This window comes from Rhodopila sp., from assembly GCF_035548235.1.
Taxonomy (GTDB): domain Bacteria; phylum Pseudomonadota; class Alphaproteobacteria; order Acetobacterales; family Acetobacteraceae; genus Rhodopila.
In genome coordinates this window covers 1-17,310 of sequence record NZ_DASZTJ010000280.1, presented here as the reverse complement: position 1 = coordinate 17,310, position 17,310 = coordinate 1, and the positions used below count along the sequence as shown (strand labels likewise).

Below are 17,310 nucleotides of genomic sequence, written 5' to 3'. Positions count from 1 at the left end.
GTGCCGGAAGGACGCAAGGTGTTCGCCAACCTGACGGTGGACGAAAACCTGCGCGTGCCGATCGACCGGCCCGGCCCGTTCGACATCCACCGCGTCTACAAGCTGTTTCCCCGGCTGGAGGAGCGGAAGACGAACCGTGGCCGACAGCTTTCGGGCGGCGAGCAGGAGATGCTGTCGATCGCCCGCGCCCTGCTGCTGAACCCCAAGCTGCTGATCCTGGACGAACCCAGCCAGGGGCTGGCGCCGCTGATCGTGAAGGACGTGTTCCGGATCGTTGCGCAAATGCGGGAAGAGGGAATTTCCGTCCTGCTGGTCGAGCAGAACGTGCGCATGAGCCTGGAAATCACCGACGACGCCTATGTGCTGGAAAACGGCGAGATGGTCTATTCCGGCCCCGCGGCAGAGCTGCAGGCGGATGAAGCTCGGATCCAGGCCCTGGCAGGCGCATCGGCCGAGGAGTGGAAGCTGGAAGACGTGCTGTCGTAGGGGATGCGGCTACGCCGCGCCTGCGCGGCAGGCCGCCAGCGTCCCCGCCAAATCCAGTGCCGCCAGCAGGCTGGTCGGATCGGCCGTGCCCCGCCCGGCGATATCGAATGCCGTCCCATGGTCCGGTGACGTCCGCACGATAGGCAGGCCCAGGGTGACGTTCACCCCGTGATCCATGTCCAGCGTCTTGATCGGGATCAGCGCCTGGTCATGATACAGGCAGATCGCCGCATCGTAACGCGTGCGCGCCGCCGCGGTGAACATCGTGTCGGGCGGCCAGGGACCGGAGACGTCGATTCCCTCGGCCCGCAGCGCATCGATCGCGGGCTGCACCAAGGTGGTTTCTTCCGAACCCAAAGCCCCCTGCTCGCCCGCATGGGGATTGAGGCCGGCCACCGCCAGCCGCGGCGATGCCAGCCCGAAATCCCGCTTCAACGCCGCAGCGGTGGTGCGAGCGGCGGCGGCGATCTTTTCCGGCGTCAGCCTGGCAATGGCATCGCGCAGCGAGACATGCACGGTAACCGGCACCACCCGCAGCATCGGGCTGGCCAGCATCATGACCTCCTGCCCGTCCACCCCGGTCAGATGGGCCAGGAACTCGGTATGGCCAGGGAAGGAGAACCCGGCCTGGTAGAGCACCGCCTTGTTGATCGGGTTGGTCACGACCGCGCCGGCCTCCCCGGCCAGGGCCAGCTTCGTCGCCAGCTCGATCGATCCGATGACGGCCTGCGCGTTCGCCGGACTGGGCTGGCCCGGGACCGCGGGTTCGACGAGCGGAACCGGCAGGACGGGCAGCGCGTCCGGGAAGACGGCGGGAGCCTCCGACAGGGCCGAGACGAGCCGGATCGGAGTCGCCAGGCCCAGCGCCTCGGACAGACGGCCAAGCCGAGCGGGATCATCCAGCGCGGCGAAGACGGAGCCGCCCTGGCGGCGCTGGTGCCAGGATTTCAGCGTCAGCTCTCCCCCGATTCCGGCCGGGTCGCCCATGGTGAGCGCCAACGGGGAGACGCGGGGGATCATGTGTCCCGGCCTTGGCAGGCCCGCACCCTGTCGCGCTCGCTGTCCATCAGATGTGCAGCGCCCGCTTGTCGACCGCGAGCGCAGCTTCCTTCACGGCCTCGCTCAGCGTGGGGTGAGCGTGGCAGGTACGCGCCACGTCTTCGGCCGAGGCGCCGAACTCGATCGCCAGCGTCAGCTCCGCGATCAGGTGCCCGGCATCGGGGCCGAGGATATGCGCGCCCAGCAGCCGGTCCGTCGTCTTGTCCGCCAGCAGCTTCACGAACCCGTCCGTGTCGCCCATAGCCCTGGCACGGCCGTTGGCGGTAAACGGAAATTTGCCGACCGAGTAGGCCACGCCCGCGGCCTTCAGCTCATCCTCCGTTTTCCCCACCGACGCCACTTCCGGCCACGTGTAAACCACGCTCGGGATCGCGTCGTAGTTCACGTGCCCCGCCTGGCCGGCGAGGCGTTCGGCGATCGCGACGCCTTCTTCCTCACCCTTGTGCGCCAGCATCGGCCCGGCGATCACGTCGCCGATCGCGTAGATGCCGGGGACGTTGGTCGCCCAATGGCCATCGACCTTGATGCGCTTGCGCTCATCCAGCGCGACGCCGACCGTGTCGAGGCCCAGGCCTTCGGTGTAAGGCCGCCGGCCGATCGCGACGAGCACGATATCGGCCTTCAGCGTCTCGGCGGCGCCGCCCTTCACCGGTTCCACCGTCAGCGCCACGCCGTCGGCACCGGTGGTAGCGCCTGTCACCTTGGAACCGAGACGGAAGGTCATCCCCTGCTTTTGCAGGATGCGCTGGAAATTGGTCGCCAGCTCGGTGTCCATCCCCAGGGCGATGCGATCGAGGAACTCCACCACCGTCACCTTGGCGCCGAGGCGCTGCCAGACGCTGCCCAGCTCCAGCCCGATGACGCCGCCGCCGATCACCACCAGGTGGCCGGGGACCTTGTCCAACTCCAGCGCACCGGTCGAAGTGACGATCTGCTTCTCGTCGACGGTGACGCCGGGCAGCGGAACGCTCTCGCTGCCGGTGGCGATGACGATGTTCTTGGCGGTATAGGCCGTGCCGTCGACGTCGATCTGCCCGGGCGCGGTGATCTTGCCGGTGCCCTTCAGCCAAGTGACCTTGTTCTTGCGGAACAGGAATTCGACGCCCTTGGTATTGGCGGTCACGACATCCTGCTTGCTGGCCTGCATCTTGGCCAGGTCCAGCTTCACGCTGTCGATCAGGATGCCATGGTCCTTCAGGGCGTGCGCCGCCTTTTCGAACTCCTCGGAGGATTGCAGCAGCGCCTTGGAGGGGATGCAGCCGATATTCAGGCAGGTGCCGCCGAGGGTCGCGCGCTTCTCCACGCAGGCGGTCTTGAGACCGAGCTGGGCGGCGCGGATGGCGCAGACATAGCCGCCAGGGCCGGAGCCGATGATGATGACGTCAAAGGATTCACTCATCCGATAGCCCTCTTGGTGTCATGGCCGGGCTTGTCCCGGCCATCCACGTCCTTCGCGCGGCCCGCTTCCCCAAACGTCGCAGATGGCCGGGACAAGCCCCGCCATGACGGAAGGAGGCAGGCCGATTTGCGATTACAGATCCAGCAGCAGCCGCCGCGGATCCTCCACGCCCTCCTTCACCCGGACCAGGAAGGACACGGCCTCTTTCCCGTCGACGATCCGGTGGTCGTAGGACAGCGCCAGGTACATCATCGGCCGGATTTCGATCTTCCCCCCGACGGCCATCGGGCGTTCCTGGATCTTGTGCATCCCCAGGATCGCGGATTGCGGAGGGTTCAGGATCGGCGTCGACATCAATGAGCCGTAGATGCCGCCATTGGTGACGGAGAACGTGCCGCCGGTCAGCTCATCCAGCTTCAACTGGCCGTCGCGGGCGCGGCGGCCGAAGTCGGAAATGGCGCCTTCGATCGCCGCGAAGCCCATCTGGTCGGCGTCGCGGATGACCGGCACCACCAGGCCCGACGGGCCGCCGACGGCGATGCCCATGTGGACGAAGTTCTTGTAGATGATGTCCTCGCCGTCGATCTCGGCGTTGACGGCCGGGAATTCCTTCAGCGCGACGCAGCAGGCCTTCACGAACACGCTCATGAAGCCCAGGCGGACGCCTTTGTGCTTCTTCTCGAACGCGTCGCGGTATTCCGTCCGCAGCGCCATGATCGCCGACATGTCCACCTCGTTGAAGGTGGTCAGCATCGCGGCGGTATTCTGGGCTTCCTTCAGGCGCAGCGCGATCGTGCGGCGCAGGCGGGTCATCTTCACCCGCTGCTCGCGCGGCTCCTCCTGCCGCGGCGGCTTTGCCGCGACCGGGGCAGGGGCGGCAGGGGCCGAGGTCGGCTGGTTCAGGAACGCCAGCACGTCGCCCTTGGTGATGCGCCCATCCTTGCCGGACCCGTCGCCGATCGCACCGGGAGACACCTTGTTCTCGGTCATCAGCTTCGCGGCCGCCGGGAAGGGCGCGTGCGCCGGTTCGGCGGCGGGCGGAGGCGTCGTCGCCGGACGCGACACGGGCCCGCGCGGCGCGGGCGGCGGGTTCACGCCGGCGGGCGGGTTCGCGGCCGGACGCGCTTCAGCAGCAGCCGGGGCGGACGCAGCGGCCGCGCCGGCGCCGTCCAGCAGACCCAGGATCGCACCCACCTCCACCTCGGTCCCTTCCGGCACCGCGATCGACGAGAGCACGCCGGCCGACGGGGCGTTCACCTCGACGGTGACCTTGTCGGTCTCCAACTCGACCAGCGGCTCATCGGCTTTGACGGCCTCGCCCTGCTGCTTGATCCAGCGCGCCACCGTCGCGGTGGTTACGCTCTCGCCCAGAGCGGGCACTATGATTTCGGTCGCCACGGCGATCTCTCTCCAAAAGGCGGAAGTCTGTGCGGTCTAGTATCGCGCCCACGCCGAACGCGATACGCCACTTGCGGTGAAAATTGACCCGTTCACGCGGAAAATCCCCGCACGCCGGCCTCAGCCGATCCCCAGCACGGTGGAAACAAGCCGGGACTGCTCCGCCATATGGGTCTTCGCCAGCCCGGTCGCCGGGCTTGCCGCCGCGTCTCGGCCGGCATAGGCGGGCCGCCGGACCTTCATGTCCAGCTTCATCAGCACGCCCTCGATCCGCCGGTCGACGAACGTCCAGGCGCCCATGTTCTCCGGCTCCTCCTGACACCAGACCACGTCGGCATTGACGTAGGGGGTCAGGATGCGGGTCAGGCTGTTTTCCGGGAACGGGTAGTACTGCTCCAGCCGGACGATCGCGATATCGTCGATCTTGTGGTTCCGGCGCTCCTGCAGCAGGTCGTAGTAAACCTTGCCGGAGCACAGGACGACGCGGCGGACCTTTTCCGGCGGCTGGATCTCGTCGATCTCCGGGATCACGTACTGGAACCGCGAGCCTTCGGCGAAATCGGCCAGCGGCGAGACGGCCAGCTTGTGGCGCAGCAGCGATTTCGGCTCGAATACCACCAGCGGCTTGCGGAAGTTCCGCTTCAACTGCCGGCGCAGTGCGTGGAAGTAGTTCGCCGGCGTGGTGAAATTGCACATCCACATGTTGCGTTCGGCGCAAAGCTGCAGATAGCGCTCGATCCGCGCCGAAGAGTGTTCCGGCCCCTGGCCTTCGTAGCCATGCGGCAGCAGCATCACCAGGCCGGACATGCGCAGCCACTTCGTCTCGCCGGAGGCGATGAACTGATCGATGATGACCTGCGCGCCGTTGGCGAAGTCGCCGAACTGCGCTTCCCACAGCACCAGCGTCCGCGGATCGGCCAGCGAGTAGCCGTACTCGAAGCCCAGCACGCCGGCTTCGGACAGCAGCGAGTTGAAGATCTCGATCCGCGCCTGGTCGGGCTGGATGTTGTTCAGCGGGACGTATTCGTTCTGGTTGATCTGGTCGATCAACACCGCGTGGCGCTGGCTGAAGGTGCCGCGCTGCACGTCCTCGCCCGACAGGCGGACGCGATTGCCCTCGACGAGCAGGGTGCCGAAGGCCAGCGCCTCGCCGGTGGCCCAGTCGATATCCTGGCCGGACTCGATCGCCTGCCTCTTGGCCTCAAGCTGGCGGGCGATCTTGGGGTTGATGTTGAAGCCTTCGGGGACCCGTGAAAGGGCGGCGCCGACCGTCTTCAGTGTCTCCAGCGGGACCGCCGTCTGCTCCTCGACATGCGGCGTGTCTTCCCGTTCCGGAGGCACCAGGCCGGCCCAATGGCCTTCCAGCCAGTCCGCCTTGTTGGGCTTGAAGGATTTCGCCGCTGCGTTCGCGTCTTCCAGCGTCTTGGTGAACGTATCGAGCATCGCCTGCGCATCCGCGGCGGGCACGGCACCTTCGGTCGCCAGCTTCTCGGCATACAGCGTGCGCGTGGTCTTCAGCGCGCCGATGGCCTTGTACATCAGCGGCTGGGTGAACGCCGGCTCATCCGTCTCGTTATGGCCGTGGCGGCGATAGCAGACGATGTCCAACACCACGTCGCTGCCGAACTCCATGCGATATTCGGCGGCGAGGCGGGCGCAGAAGATCACCGCTTCGGGGTCGTCGCCGTTGACGTGCAGGATCGGCGCCTGGATCGACTTGGCGACGTCGGTGCAATACAGGCCCGAATAGGCATGCGCCGGCACCGTGGTGAAGCCGATCTGGTTGTTGACCACGATATGGATCGAACCGCCGGTGCGATAGCCGATCAACTGGCTCATCGCCAGGGTCTCATATACCAGGCCCTGGCCGGCGAAGGCGGCATCGCCGTGCATGACGATCGCCATCACCGACGAACGCGTGCGGGTATCGCCCGCCGAATCCTGCCGCGCCCGCACCTTGCCCACGACGACCGGGTCGACGGCCTCCAGGTGGGAGGGGTTCGGCTGCAGCGACAGATGCACGTTATGGCCGGCGATCTCGACATCGGTCGAGGTGCCCAGATGGTATTTGACGTCGCCGGAGCCCTGCACGTCCTCGGGCTTGAAGCTCTCGCCGCCGAATTCGCTGAACAGCGCGGTCAGCGGCTTCTTGACGATGTTGACCAGGGTGTTCAGCCGGCCGCGATGCGGCATGCCGATCGCGACCTCGTTCACGCCGCCGGCGGCGGCGACCTGGATCATCGCGTGCAGGGCGGGGATGGTGACCTCGCCACCTTCCAGGCCGAAGCGCTTGGTCGTGACATAGCGCTTCTGGCAGAACGCCTCGAACCCCTCGGCCTCGGTCAGGTGCTGCAGGACCGTGCGCTTTTCGTCCGCCGACAGGAAGGTGTTCCAGGGCGCCCCCTCGACCCGGCGCTGGATCCAGGCCTTCTGGCCAGGGTCCTGGATGTGCATGAACTCGACGCCGATCGGGCCGCAATAGCTGGCGCGCAGGATGCCGACGATCTCACGCAGGGTCGCGGTCTCCCGCCCCAGCACGTTGTCGATGAAGATCGGCTTGTCGAGGTCGGCATCGGTGAACCCGTAGGACGCGGGGTCGAGCTCCGGATGCGGATGCGGCACTTGCAGGCCCAGCGGGTCGAGGCGGGCTTCCAGGTGCCCGCGCACGCGATAGGACCGGATCAGCATCAGCGCCCGCAGCGACGCGATCGTCGCCTGCCGCACCTGTTCCGGATCGAGGCCGCCCGCGGCCTTGCCCGCCGGTTTCGCGGCCGGCTGCTCGTCTGAACCGAAGGCCGGGCGGGGCGCCCAGGACGCGCCGGAGGCGTCCTCCAACACCGACCGGGCTTCATCGTTCATGGCGGCGAACAGATCGGCGAAACTTGGGTCGACGGAACTGGGATTCGATACCCAGCGTGCGTACAGATCGGCCAGGAATGCCGCATTCGCGCCATTGAACGCCGACGCGATGATGTCGATACCGGGCATGATTGCGGTCCTTTATGCGTCCGGGGCCGCCTCTTAGAGAAGGCGTCCACGAGCGGAAAGCTCTTTTCAGCGCCGCAGGGTTGCTTGCGTCGCATGTCCTATAGGTTTTCGGCGGTCTCCGGTCCCAGGTTACGTCGTTTCCCGCTCAGGTTGCTCCGTGGCGCGGTGAAGCAAGCGGCACGCCAACATCGCCTCAATCGGCGGCCTGCCTCGAGGGACCGGCGATCCGAGCTCGGCATTCCGCGACGAACTGGTCGAATTCGGCCTTGTCGCGGGCGAAGCGGAGACGTTCCACGAAGGCGGCAAACTCTTCCTGCACCTGCTCCATGCGGCGCAGGGTCTCGGCGCGATATTCATCGAAGGTCAGCCGACCAGGACAGGGCAGCCCGCCCCCTAGCACACCCCAGGGCGGCGCGATGACCCACTGATCCTGCTGCGCTGGCGGAGGAGACCGTCGTTTGACGCGACCCATTCTTGCTGTTCCCACCGAGTTTTCAAAGCGTACCGCTGGCCGGCCAAGTCCGCGCGGCCGCACCAGCGCGTGGCGCCGGAAGCGAAGACAGACGCAGATTGGGTGCGGTCCCGGCCGGTTCAAGCGGGCATGGAATGCCCATACCTCTCGTGTGGGTTGCATTTACAGAAATGAGACAATTTATTCCAACCTGCAATTTCAGGTGGCAATGCCACCCTCCCACCGCGACATTCGCCTCTCGGCGATCTTGGCCTAGACTGCACGGCTTACCGAAGGAGCCGCCCATGCCTCACCCCCAGACCATGCGTTACGTCCAGGCCAGCGGCCCCGGCGCGCCGGAGGTTCTGGGTCTTGCCACCGGTCCGGTGCCCGACCTCAAGGCGGACGAGGTGCTGGTCCGTGTCCTGGCCGCGGGCATCAACCGGCCGGACGTGCTGCAGCGTCAGGGCTCCTATCCGCCGCCGCCGGGTGCCAGTCCGATCCTGGGTCTGGAAGTCGCGGGCGAGGTGGTCGCCATGGGCCCCGAGGTCACGCTATGGACGATCGGCGACAAGGTCTGCGCTCTCGCCAACGGGGGTGGTTACGCCGAATACTGCGCCGTCGCCGCGACGCAGTGCCTGCCGTGGCCCAAGGGATATGACGCCATCAAGGCCGGCGCGGTGCCCGAGACCGCCTTCACCGTTTGGGCCAACCTGTTCCAGGCCGGCCGGCTGGCGAAAGGCGAGACGGTGCTCATCCACGGCGGCACCAGCGGCATCGGCGTCACCGCCATCCAGCTTGCCCACGAATTCGGTGCGCGGGTCTTCGCCACCGCGGGCAGCGAGGTCAAATGCGATGCCTGCCGCCGCCTCGGCGCAGATGTGGCGATCAATTACCGCACCCAGGATTTCGCTGCCGAGGTGAAGACCCTGACCAGCGGTAAGGGCGTCGACGTGATCCTGGACATGGTGGGCGCACCCTATGCGACCCGCAACGTCCGCAGCCTGGGGATGGATGGCCGACTGGTCATCATCGCCTTCCTGGAAGGCAGCAAGGCCGCCGAGTTCGACTTCCTGCCGGTGATGCTGCGGCGGCTGACGATCACCGGCTCGACGATGCGGCCCCGGACGACGGCGCAGAAAGCGGCCATCGCCGCCGAGCTGCGTGCCAAGGTCTGGCCGGTGCTGGATGCCGGGCGCTGCCCGCCGGTGATCCACGCGACCTTCCCGCTGTCCCAGGCCGCCGAGGCACACCGGCTGATGGAAACCAGCAGCCATATCGGGAAGATCGTCCTGACCGTGGGGTAACGGCGACATGTCCGGCTGGGGTGCGAGCTTCGACGGGAAACAGTACCTGAACCTGGAAACCGTCCGCCGCTCCGGCCAGGCGGTGCGCACCCCGGTCTGGTTCGCTGCCGCGCCTGACGGGACATTATATGTCTATACGATCGCCCGGACCGGGAAGGTGAAGCGTATCCGGCACACGCCGCTGGCGCGGATCGCGCCGTGCGATTTCCGCGGCAACGTCACCGGTCCCTGGTTCGACGCCACGGCGACCCTGGTGACCGGTCCCGATTTCGATTTCGGCATGGGCCTGATCGACCGGAAATACCGGCCGCTGAAGTGGCTGCTGGACCTGGGTTTCCTGGTGACGCGCCGCTCACGGGTGGTCATCCGCCTGTCGCCCCGTTGATCACGCGTCCCTGACATGATCATCAGATGTCCGAACCTCTTGACTCCCCCTTCGAAAAACGCCACTTCCCGGAAATCAGGACCCAACAAGTCCTGTTAGTCGTCAATCGTCCAACCCAAGGTTGCAGGCCGTCATGCTCCGGCTGTCAAAACTTGCCGACTACGCCGTCGTGGTCCTCGTGCGCCTGTCGCATCAGGAGGGGGTGCAGACCGCCCCCGGCATCGCCGCCGCGACGGGCATCCCCGAACCGACGGTCGCGAAGGTGCTGAAGATTCTTGCCAGCGCGGATCTCGTCGTCTCGCAGCGCGGCGCGAGGGGCGGCTACCGGCTCAAGCGCGGCCTGTCCGAGATTGGCGTGTCGGAGGTGATCTCGGCCATTGACGGTCCGATCGCCCTGACCGCGTGCGTCGACGGCTATAGCAGCACCGAGTGCGAATCCCGTGACCTGTGCCCGATGCGCGGGCGCTGGAACCCGGTCAATGCCGCGGTGCAGCGTGCGGTCGCCGCCATCACTTTGGCGGATATGCAGGACTCCATACCGCCGATGCGCACCGCCGCGCCGCCCGCCCAGCGCGCCGCCGCAGAATAGGACATCGAATGCCCGCTACGACCGAAACCCTCGACACCGTCCAGTCCGTCACGCAGTCCGGCTACAAGTGGGGCTTCGAGACGTCGATCGAGATGGACTTCGCCCCCAAAGGGCTGAACGAGGACATCATCCGCCTGATCTCCGCCCGCAAGGAGGAGCCGGACTGGATGCTGGACTGGCGCCTGAAGGCCTTCGCCGCATGGAAAGCGATGGAGGAACCGCATTGGGCCCGGGTCGACCATCCGCCGATCGACTACCAGGACCTCCATTACTACGCCGCGCCGAAGAAGAAGGCCGGCCCGCGCAGCCTGGACGACGTCGACCCCGAATTGCTGGCGATGTATGAGAAGCTGGGAATCCCGCTGAAGGAGCGGGCGATCCTGGCCGGTGTCGATCCCGGTGACCTCCCTGGGGAGACAGACCGCCAGATCGCGGTGGATGCGGTGTTCGACAGCGTCTCGGTCGCCACGACGTTCCAGAAGACGCTGAAGGAAGCCGGCGTCATCTTCTGCCCGATCAGCGAGGCGGTGAAGGAACATCCCGAGCTGGTGCGGCAATATTTGGGGACCGTGGTGCCGGTGGGGGACAATTTCTTCGCCGCGCTGAACAGCGCCGTCTTCACCGACGGCAGCTTCGTCTACATCCCCAAGGGCGTCCGCTGCCCGATGGAGCTGTCCACCTATTTCCGCATCAATGCCCGAAACACCGGCCAGTTCGAGCGGACGCTGATCATCGCCGACGAAGGCAGCTATGTCAGCTACCTGGAAGGCTGCACCGCACCCCAGCGCGACGAGAACCAGCTGCACGCCGCGGTGGTCGAGCTGATCGCGATGAACGACGCGCAGATCAAATACTCCACGGTACAGAACTGGTATCCGGGCGACTCCGAAGGCAAGGGCGGCATCTACAACTACGTCACCAAGCGCGGCGCCTGCCGCGGCGACCGCTCGAAGATCTCCTGGACCCAGGTCGAGACCGGATCCGCCATCACCTGGAAATACCCTTCCTGCGTGCTGCAGGGCGCGGACTCGGTGGGCGAGTTCTATTCGGTGGCGGTGACGAACAACCACCAGCAGGCCGATACCGGAACGAAAATGATCCATATCGGCAAGGGATCGCGCAGCACGATCGTTTCAAAGGGGATCAGCGCCGGCCGGTCGAACAACACCTATCGCGGGCTGGTGCGGATGCTGCCGACGGCGGCGAACGCACGCAACTTCACCCAGTGCGATAGCCTGCTGATCGGCGACAAATGCGGGGCGCACACCGTGCCCTATATCGAAAGCCGCAACCGCACGGCCAAAGTGGAACACGAGGCGACGACGTCGAAAATCGCCGAGGACCAGTTGTTCTACTGCCGCAGCCGCGGCCTGTCCGAGGAAGACGCCGTCGGCCTGATCGTCAACGGGTTCTGCAAGGACGTCTTGAAGGAACTGCCCATGGAGTTCGCGGTCGAAGCGCAGAAGCTGCTCGCCGTATCGCTCGAAGGGTCTGTGGGGTAATCTTATGCTGGAAATCCGCGGCCTGGCCGCCTCGATCGAAGACAAGCCGATCCTCAAGGGCATCGACATCACCGTGCCTGACGGCGAGATCCATGCCATCATGGGGCCCAACGGCTCCGGCAAGTCCACGCTGGGCTATGTGCTGGCGGGGCGGGAGGAGTACGAGGTCACCGCCGGCGGCGTGACCTTCAATGGTGCCGACCTTTTGGCGATGGAACCCGAGGAGCGCGCCGTCGCCGGTATCTTCCTGGCGTTCCAGGCACCGATCGAACTGCCGGGCGTCAACAACGCCAACTTCCTGCGCACCGCGCTGAACGCGATCCGCCGCGCACGGGGTGAGGAGGAGCTGGATGCGGCACAGTTCCTGAAGACCGCCCGAGCGGCGGCCAAGACGCTGGCGATGAAGGAAGACCTGCTGAAGCGCAATGTGAATGTCGGCTTCTCGGGCGGCGAGAAGAAGCGCAACGAAGTGCTGCAGATGGCCATCCTGAAGCCCAGGCTGGCGATCCTGGACGAAACCGACAGCGGCCTGGACATCGACGCGCTGCGCATCGTCGCCGACGGCGTCAACGCGCTGCGCAGTCCGGATTTCTCGGCCCTGGTCATCACCCACCACCAGCGCCTGCTGGACCTCCTGGTGCCGAACCGCGTCCATGTGCTGGCGCACGGCCGGATCGTCCGCAGCGGCGGCCCGGAACTGGCGCTGGAGCTGGAAAAGAGCGGATACGCCGCGATGGTGCAGGAGGCGGCGTGAGCAGCTTCCTCGACCGGTACGAAGCGCTGATCGGCAGGCTGCCCGGCGATTCCCGCCTGCGCGCCGACGCGGCGGACGCATTCCGCGCCTCCGGCATCCCCGGCGAGCAGCGGCGGCGGGCGGAGGCATGGAAATACACCAGCCTGCGCCCGGTGGCGGAGACCGCGTTCCGCGCCGCCGGGCCGGTGCACGAGGCCGAAACGATCCTGCGCCGGCTGCCGCTGCTGGATGCGCCATGCGCGGTGTTTGTCGATGGTGCGCTGCGCGACGATCTGACGGCAGAACCTGGTTTGGCCGGTTGTTCGAGCCGTTTCGCGCTGACGCCCGACTTCGGCACCCTGACGCGGCCCGACCAAGAGCCGATGGTTGCTCTCAACACCATGTTGGCGGAAGACGGCCTGGTCCTGGAGGTCGGCGCCGGAGACGATTTCGGCACGCTGCAGATCGTGCATATCGCCGCCAGCAACGGCGACTTTCATCCGCGCCACATCATCCGCCTCCGGGAGAACGCCCGCCTGGCGCTGATCGAGCATGCCGCGGGCGACGGCATCTACCTGACCAACACCGTGACCGAGGTCCATCTCGCTGCCGGCGCGCATCTGACGCATATCCGCATCCAGCAGGACGCATCCACGGCGTTCCATGTCTCCACGGTCTATGCCGATGTCGGTCCAGGCGCCACCTATGACAGTTTCACCCTCTCGCTCGGTGGCCGCCTGTCGCGCACCGAGGCGCATGTCGGGCTGAACGGTCCCAAGGCCATGGCGCATTTGAACGGCGCGAACCTGCTGACCGGCGCGCAGCACGCCGATTTCACCTCGGTCGTCCGGCACGAAGCGCCGAACTGCCAATCGCGCCAGACGGTGAAGAACGTGCTGGCCGGCCGCGCCCGCGGCGTCTTCCAGGGCCGGATCGAGGTGGCGCGCGACGCGCAGAAGACCGACGGCTACCAGATGAACCAGGCGCTGCTGCTGTCGCCGGAGGCAGAGATCGATTCCAAGCCGGAACTCGAGATCTTCGCCGACGACGTGAAGTGCAGCCACGGCGCCACCGTCGGGGAGCTGGACGCAGAACAGCTTTTCTACCTGCGCAGCCGCGGCGTCCCCGAGGCCGAGGCCCGCGCCATCCTGGTGCATGCATTCCTGTCCGAACTTCTCGACACCATTGCCGACGATACCATCCGGGACCACTTGGAACGTATCGTTGAAACGCGGTGGGAAAGCCTGATCGCATGAACGCCGAAACCCTGCCTGCCCTGGACGTCGAGGCGATCCGCAAGGATTTCCCCATCCTGACCCAGACCATTCGCGGCAAGCCGCTCGTGTTCCTCGACAGCGCCGCCTCGGCGCAGAAGCCGACCGCGGTCATCGAGGCGATGAAGCATGCGATGGAAACGCAATACGCCAACGTCCATCGCGGCCTGCACTGGATGAGCGAGCGGACCACAGAGGCCTATGAGGCCGTGCGCGACGCCATCGCCACGCTGATGAACGCCGCCGACCGGTCGGAGATCGTGCTGACCCGCAACAGCACCGAATCGCTCAACCTGATGGCCCACAGCTACGGCCGCGGCGTGATGAAGCGCGGACAGGCAGTGCTGATTTCGGGGATGGAGCATCACTCCAACATCGTCCCTTGGCAGTTGCTGCGGGATTCCCATGGGATCGAACTGCGCGTCTGCCCGATCAACGAAGCCGGCGAGCTGGACATGGCGGCGTTCGAGGCGCTGCTGGCGGATGGCCGCGTCGGGCTGGTGTCGATCACGCACATGTCCAACGTGCTGGGTTCGGTGACGCCGGCGGAACGGATCACCGCGATCGCCCATGCCCATGGCGCAAAGGTGCTGTTCGACGGCTCCCAGGCCATCGTCCACCGCAAGGTCGACGTGCAGGCGCTGGGCTGCGACTTCTACGCCTGGACCGGACACAAGCTGTACGGCCCCACCGGCATCGGCGTGCTGTACGGCAAGCGGAACCTGCTGGAGCGGATGCCGCCCTTCCTGGGCGGCGGCGACATGATCTCCTCCGTCTCCTATGAGCAATCGACCTGGGCGCAGGTGCCGCACAAGTTCGAGGCCGGGACGCCGCCGATCCTGGAAGGCATCGGCCTGAAGGCGGCGATCGATTACGTGCAGGCGATCGGCTACCCCGCCATCGCGGCGCACGAAGCGGCGCTGACCGAACACGCCCTGGCCCGGCTGGACTCCATCAAGGGTGTCCGCGTCGTCGGTCATGCGCAGGAACGCGGCGGCGTGGTTTCGTTCACGGTGGAGGGGGCGCATGCGCATGACGTCGCGACCCTGCTCGACCGTCAGGGTATCGCCGTTCGCGCGGGGCATCATTGCGCCGAACCGCTGATGCGCAGCTACAATCTCGACAGCACCGCCCGCGCCAGCTTCGGTGTCTATACGACCATGGCAGAGATCGACGCACTGGCCGAGGGACTAGAGCGCGTCAGGACGTTCTTCGCATGAGGATGAGTGCCAAGGAATGAGTGACAGCTTCGCCGACCTGCGCGACCTGTATCAGGAAGTGATCCTGGATCACGGCCGCAAGCCACGTCATGGCAAGCGTCTGGAGGTGTTCGACGCCTCGGCCAAGGGTGACAACCCGATGTGCGGCGACCGCGTGCAGGTCTTCCTGCGCCGCCAGGACGGCAAGATCGCCGATGTGGGATTCGAAGCGCGGGGCTGCGCCATCAGCATCGCCTCGGCCGACCTGATGGCGGAGACGGTAACGGGACGCGACGCAACCAGCACCAAGGCATTGTTCGAGACGTTCCGCGAACTGGTGAAAACCGGCTCCTGCCCGCATTGCGATGCGGCGCTGACGGAGCCGATGGAGCGGCTCGCGCCGCTGGCAGGCGTGCACGAGTACCCGTCCCGGGTGAAGTGCGCGACCTTGCCCTGGCATGCGCTGATCGCCGCGATCGAAGGCTCGAAGGAGGCTAGCAGTGAATGATCTGAACGGGCCCGCGACCACCTGGACACCTGACGGCGAGACTCCCGTGCCTGCGAAGCTGACCGAAGAGCAACTGATCGAGGCTTGCGCCACCGTCTACGATCCGGAAATCCCGGTGAATATCTACGAACTCGGGCTGATCTACGCGATCGAGATCGACGACGACAATGGCGTGAAGGTCGAGATGACCCTGACGGCGCCCGGCTGCCCCAGCGCGCAGGAGCTGCCGGAGCAGGTGCAGAACGCGATCCTGGCGGTGCCGGGCGTGTCGTCCTGCCAGGTCGAAACCGTCTGGGATCCCCCGTGGGACCCGACCCGCATGTCCGAGGACGCTCGGCTGCAATTGAACATGTTCTGATCGTGCATGAGGATTGATTGAGATCATGAGTGCAACGACCGCCGCCCCGCGCAAGAAGCGGGAACTGCCACCGCTGATGACCCTGACCGACGCCGCCGCTGACCGCCTGCGCGCGTTGTATTCCAAGGGCGAGGACAGCAAGCTGCTGCGCATCGGCGTGAAAGCGAAAGGCTGCTCCGGCCTGTCCTATGACATGTCCTGGGCCGACGAACCGGCGCCGACCGATGAGGTCGTCAAGGACAAGGGCCTGACCGTGCTGGTCGACCGCAAGGCGTCGCTGTTCCTGATCGGGACGGTGATGGATTATGAAACGAAATCGCTGACCTCGGGCTTCACGTTCACCAATCCGAACGAAAAAGGCCGTTGCGGCTGCGGCGAGAGTTTCCACGTTTGATAGGGCAGGGGACCCTCGTCACGGCTGGGTGCAGGCCTGCCACGACGAGAGGAGGCAGCGGTCTGCTTCGACGCCCTTGGGGCGCAAGGATGACAAACTCCGCCATGACGTAGAGAATGCACCCATCACGGGCCTGCATCTTTAAGTTTGGGGGAAACGAAGCATGGAAGTGCGTCTCGACGGCCGATCGGCCATCATTACCGGCAGCAGCAAGGGTCTCGGCTTGGCCATGGCGAAGGAATTCGCCGCTTCCGGCGCAAACGTCGCCATCCTGGCCCGCAGCCCGGACGGGCTCGCCGAGGCGAAAGCCGCCGTCGAGGCCAACGCTTCCGGCAAGGTCGCGACGTTCCAGTGCGACGTCTCCAAGGCCGAGGACATCACAAAGACCGTCGCCGCCGTCATCAAGACCTTCGGCAAGGTCGACATCCTGATCAACAACGCCGGCACCTCCCGCGCCATGCCCTCGACCGAGATCACCGACGAGATCTGGCAGGAAGACCTGGACCTGAAACTGTTCGCCGCGATCCGCCTCACCCGCCTGGTCTGGCCGGGCATGAAGGAGCGGAAATGGGGCCGCATCATCAACGTGCTGAACCTGGGCGCCAAGGCGCCGCGTGCAAACGGCGCGCCCACCGCGGTTTCCCGCGCCGCCGGCATGGCATTCATGAAGGTGCTGGCGAACGAGGGAGCGCCACACGGGATTCTGGTCAACGGCATGCTGGTCGGCCTGATCGACTCCGAACAGCACCGCCGCCGCCATGCCTCGGCCGGCACCAATGCACCGTATGAGGAATACGCCGCGAAGCTCGGCGCAAACGTCCCGCTGGGCCGGATCGGCAAGGCGGAAGAATTCGCCGCCATGGCCTGTTTCCTGTGCAGTGACCTGGCTGGTTTCACAACCGGAACGGCGATCAACATGGACGGCGGCGCCAGTCCGGTGGTTTGAACTCCTTCCGGACTACGGTCGGGCCTGCCCCCGTGTCATGGCGGGCGCAGGCCGGCTATCCACGCCTTTCACTCCACCAGCACCCCCCGTCATGACCGGCCGCAAGGCCGATCAAGACGAATCAGCACCGATTATCTAGCCAGGAACGCCGCGACCGGCTTCAGCGAAGCGGCAGGATCTTCCTCCTGCGGCATATGCCCAAGGCCGGACAGCATCGCCAGCGACGCCCCCGGCAGCGCCTGCATGACCCCGTCCGCGCGATCCGGAGGCGTCACCCGGTCCCGCTCGCCCCATAGGACAAGCGTCGGCGCCATCACCCGGTGATGCGCCGGTT

The 17,310-nt window shown here is 66.2% G+C and carries 18 protein-coding genes; 12 read left to right on the top strand and 6 right to left on the bottom strand.

Translation table 11 applies throughout. The annotated features are described in order from the left end of the window. The coding region (locus VHB27_RS22845) for an ABC transporter ATP-binding protein (protein WP_325604949.1) at positions 1-486 on the top strand (486 nt) is incomplete at its 5' end. A 9-nt stretch (positions 487-495) separates the two neighbouring features. Here the strand turns inward: VHB27_RS22845 and pdxA are convergent. The 5 genes from pdxA to VHB27_RS22820 all read right to left on the bottom strand — a co-directional run bounded on the left by pdxA (position 496) and on the right by VHB27_RS22820 (position 7,802). Continuing rightward, positions 496-1,506 carry a 4-hydroxythreonine-4-phosphate dehydrogenase PdxA gene (gene pdxA, locus VHB27_RS22840; protein WP_325604947.1) on the bottom strand — a complete coding sequence of 337 codons (1,011 nt, stop codon included), beginning with the start codon at positions 1,504-1,506 and terminating at the stop codon, positions 496-498. Between the two features lie 46 nt (positions 1,507-1,552). Beyond that, positions 1,553-2,944 carry a dihydrolipoyl dehydrogenase gene (gene lpdA / locus VHB27_RS22835; RefSeq protein WP_325604945.1) on the bottom strand — a complete coding sequence of 464 codons (1,392 nt, stop codon included), beginning with the start codon at positions 2,942-2,944 and terminating at the stop codon, positions 1,553-1,555. Positions 2,945-3,076: 132 nt separating this feature from the next. Then, positions 3,077-4,342 carry a 2-oxoglutarate dehydrogenase complex dihydrolipoyllysine-residue succinyltransferase gene (gene odhB, locus VHB27_RS22830; protein ID WP_325604943.1) on the bottom strand — a complete coding sequence of 422 codons (1,266 nt, stop codon included), beginning with the start codon at positions 4,340-4,342 and terminating at the stop codon, positions 3,077-3,079. 120 nt (positions 4,343-4,462) lie between these two features. Then, complete coding sequence (locus tag VHB27_RS22825) at positions 4,463-7,330, bottom strand: 2-oxoglutarate dehydrogenase E1 component (RefSeq protein WP_325604941.1); 2,868 nt, start codon at positions 7,328-7,330, stop codon at positions 4,463-4,465. Positions 7,331-7,523: 193 nt separating this feature from the next. Next, positions 7,524-7,802: a DUF2852 domain-containing protein gene (locus VHB27_RS22820; protein WP_325604939.1), complete on the bottom strand. Its 279-nt coding sequence runs from the start codon at positions 7,800-7,802 to the stop codon at positions 7,524-7,526. 284 nt (positions 7,803-8,086) lie between these two features. Here VHB27_RS22820 and VHB27_RS22815 point away from each other — a divergent pair, with 284 nt between their 5' ends. The 11 genes from VHB27_RS22815 (at position 8,087) to VHB27_RS22765 (ending at position 16,976) form a co-directional block, all read left to right on the top strand. Further along, complete coding sequence (locus VHB27_RS22815; RefSeq protein ID WP_325604937.1) at positions 8,087-9,088, top strand: NAD(P)H-quinone oxidoreductase; 1,002 nt, start codon at positions 8,087-8,089, stop codon at positions 9,086-9,088. Positions 9,089-9,095: 7 nt separating this feature from the next. After that, complete coding sequence (locus tag VHB27_RS22810; protein ID WP_325604935.1) at positions 9,096-9,473, top strand: PPOX class F420-dependent oxidoreductase; 378 nt, start codon at positions 9,096-9,098, stop codon at positions 9,471-9,473. Positions 9,474-9,606: 133 nt separating this feature from the next. Further along, positions 9,607-10,062: an SUF system Fe-S cluster assembly regulator gene (locus VHB27_RS22805; RefSeq protein WP_325604933.1), complete on the top strand. Its 456-nt coding sequence runs from the start codon at positions 9,607-9,609 to the stop codon at positions 10,060-10,062. Between the two features lie 8 nt (positions 10,063-10,070). Then, positions 10,071-11,564 carry a Fe-S cluster assembly protein SufB gene (gene sufB, locus VHB27_RS22800; protein WP_325604931.1) on the top strand — a complete coding sequence of 498 codons (1,494 nt, stop codon included), beginning with the start codon at positions 10,071-10,073 and terminating at the stop codon, positions 11,562-11,564. Positions 11,565-11,568: 4 nt separating this feature from the next. Next, positions 11,569-12,318 carry a Fe-S cluster assembly ATPase SufC gene (gene sufC / locus VHB27_RS22795; RefSeq protein ID WP_325604929.1) on the top strand — a complete coding sequence of 250 codons (750 nt, stop codon included), beginning with the start codon at positions 11,569-11,571 and terminating at the stop codon, positions 12,316-12,318. Then, positions 12,315-13,553, top strand: coding sequence for a Fe-S cluster assembly protein SufD (sufD, locus tag VHB27_RS22790; protein ID WP_325604927.1), 1,239 nt, complete (start codon positions 12,315-12,317; stop codon positions 13,551-13,553). Before sufC ends, sufD begins: the two co-directional genes overlap by 4 nt. Next, a complete protein-coding gene (locus VHB27_RS22785) occupies positions 13,550-14,791 on the top strand; it encodes an aminotransferase class V-fold PLP-dependent enzyme (protein WP_325604925.1) in 1,242 nt (413 codons plus the stop codon). Before sufD ends, VHB27_RS22785 begins: the two co-directional genes overlap by 4 nt. A gap of 16 nt (positions 14,792-14,807) precedes the next feature. Continuing rightward, a complete protein-coding gene (sufU, locus tag VHB27_RS22780; protein ID WP_325604923.1) occupies positions 14,808-15,278 on the top strand; it encodes a Fe-S cluster assembly sulfur transfer protein SufU in 471 nt (156 codons plus the stop codon). Continuing rightward, positions 15,271-15,636, top strand: coding sequence for an SUF system Fe-S cluster assembly protein (locus tag VHB27_RS22775; RefSeq protein WP_325604921.1), 366 nt, complete (start codon positions 15,271-15,273; stop codon positions 15,634-15,636). The genes sufU and VHB27_RS22775 overlap by 8 nt, the downstream gene beginning before the upstream one ends. A 25-nt stretch (positions 15,637-15,661) precedes the next feature. Further along, positions 15,662-16,030: a HesB/IscA family protein gene (locus VHB27_RS22770; protein WP_325604919.1), complete on the top strand. Its 369-nt coding sequence runs from the start codon at positions 15,662-15,664 to the stop codon at positions 16,028-16,030. 163 nt (positions 16,031-16,193) lie between these two features. Further along, positions 16,194-16,976 (top strand): SDR family oxidoreductase, encoded by a 783-nt coding sequence (locus VHB27_RS22765; protein WP_325604918.1) that lies wholly within the window; start codon positions 16,194-16,196, stop codon positions 16,974-16,976. A 131-nt stretch (positions 16,977-17,107) separates the two neighbouring features. Here VHB27_RS22765 and VHB27_RS22760 read toward each other — a convergent pair. Continuing rightward, positions 17,108-17,310, bottom strand: a 203-nt coding sequence (locus VHB27_RS22760) for an alpha/beta fold hydrolase (RefSeq protein ID WP_325604916.1), incomplete at its 5' end; no start/stop codon positions are given.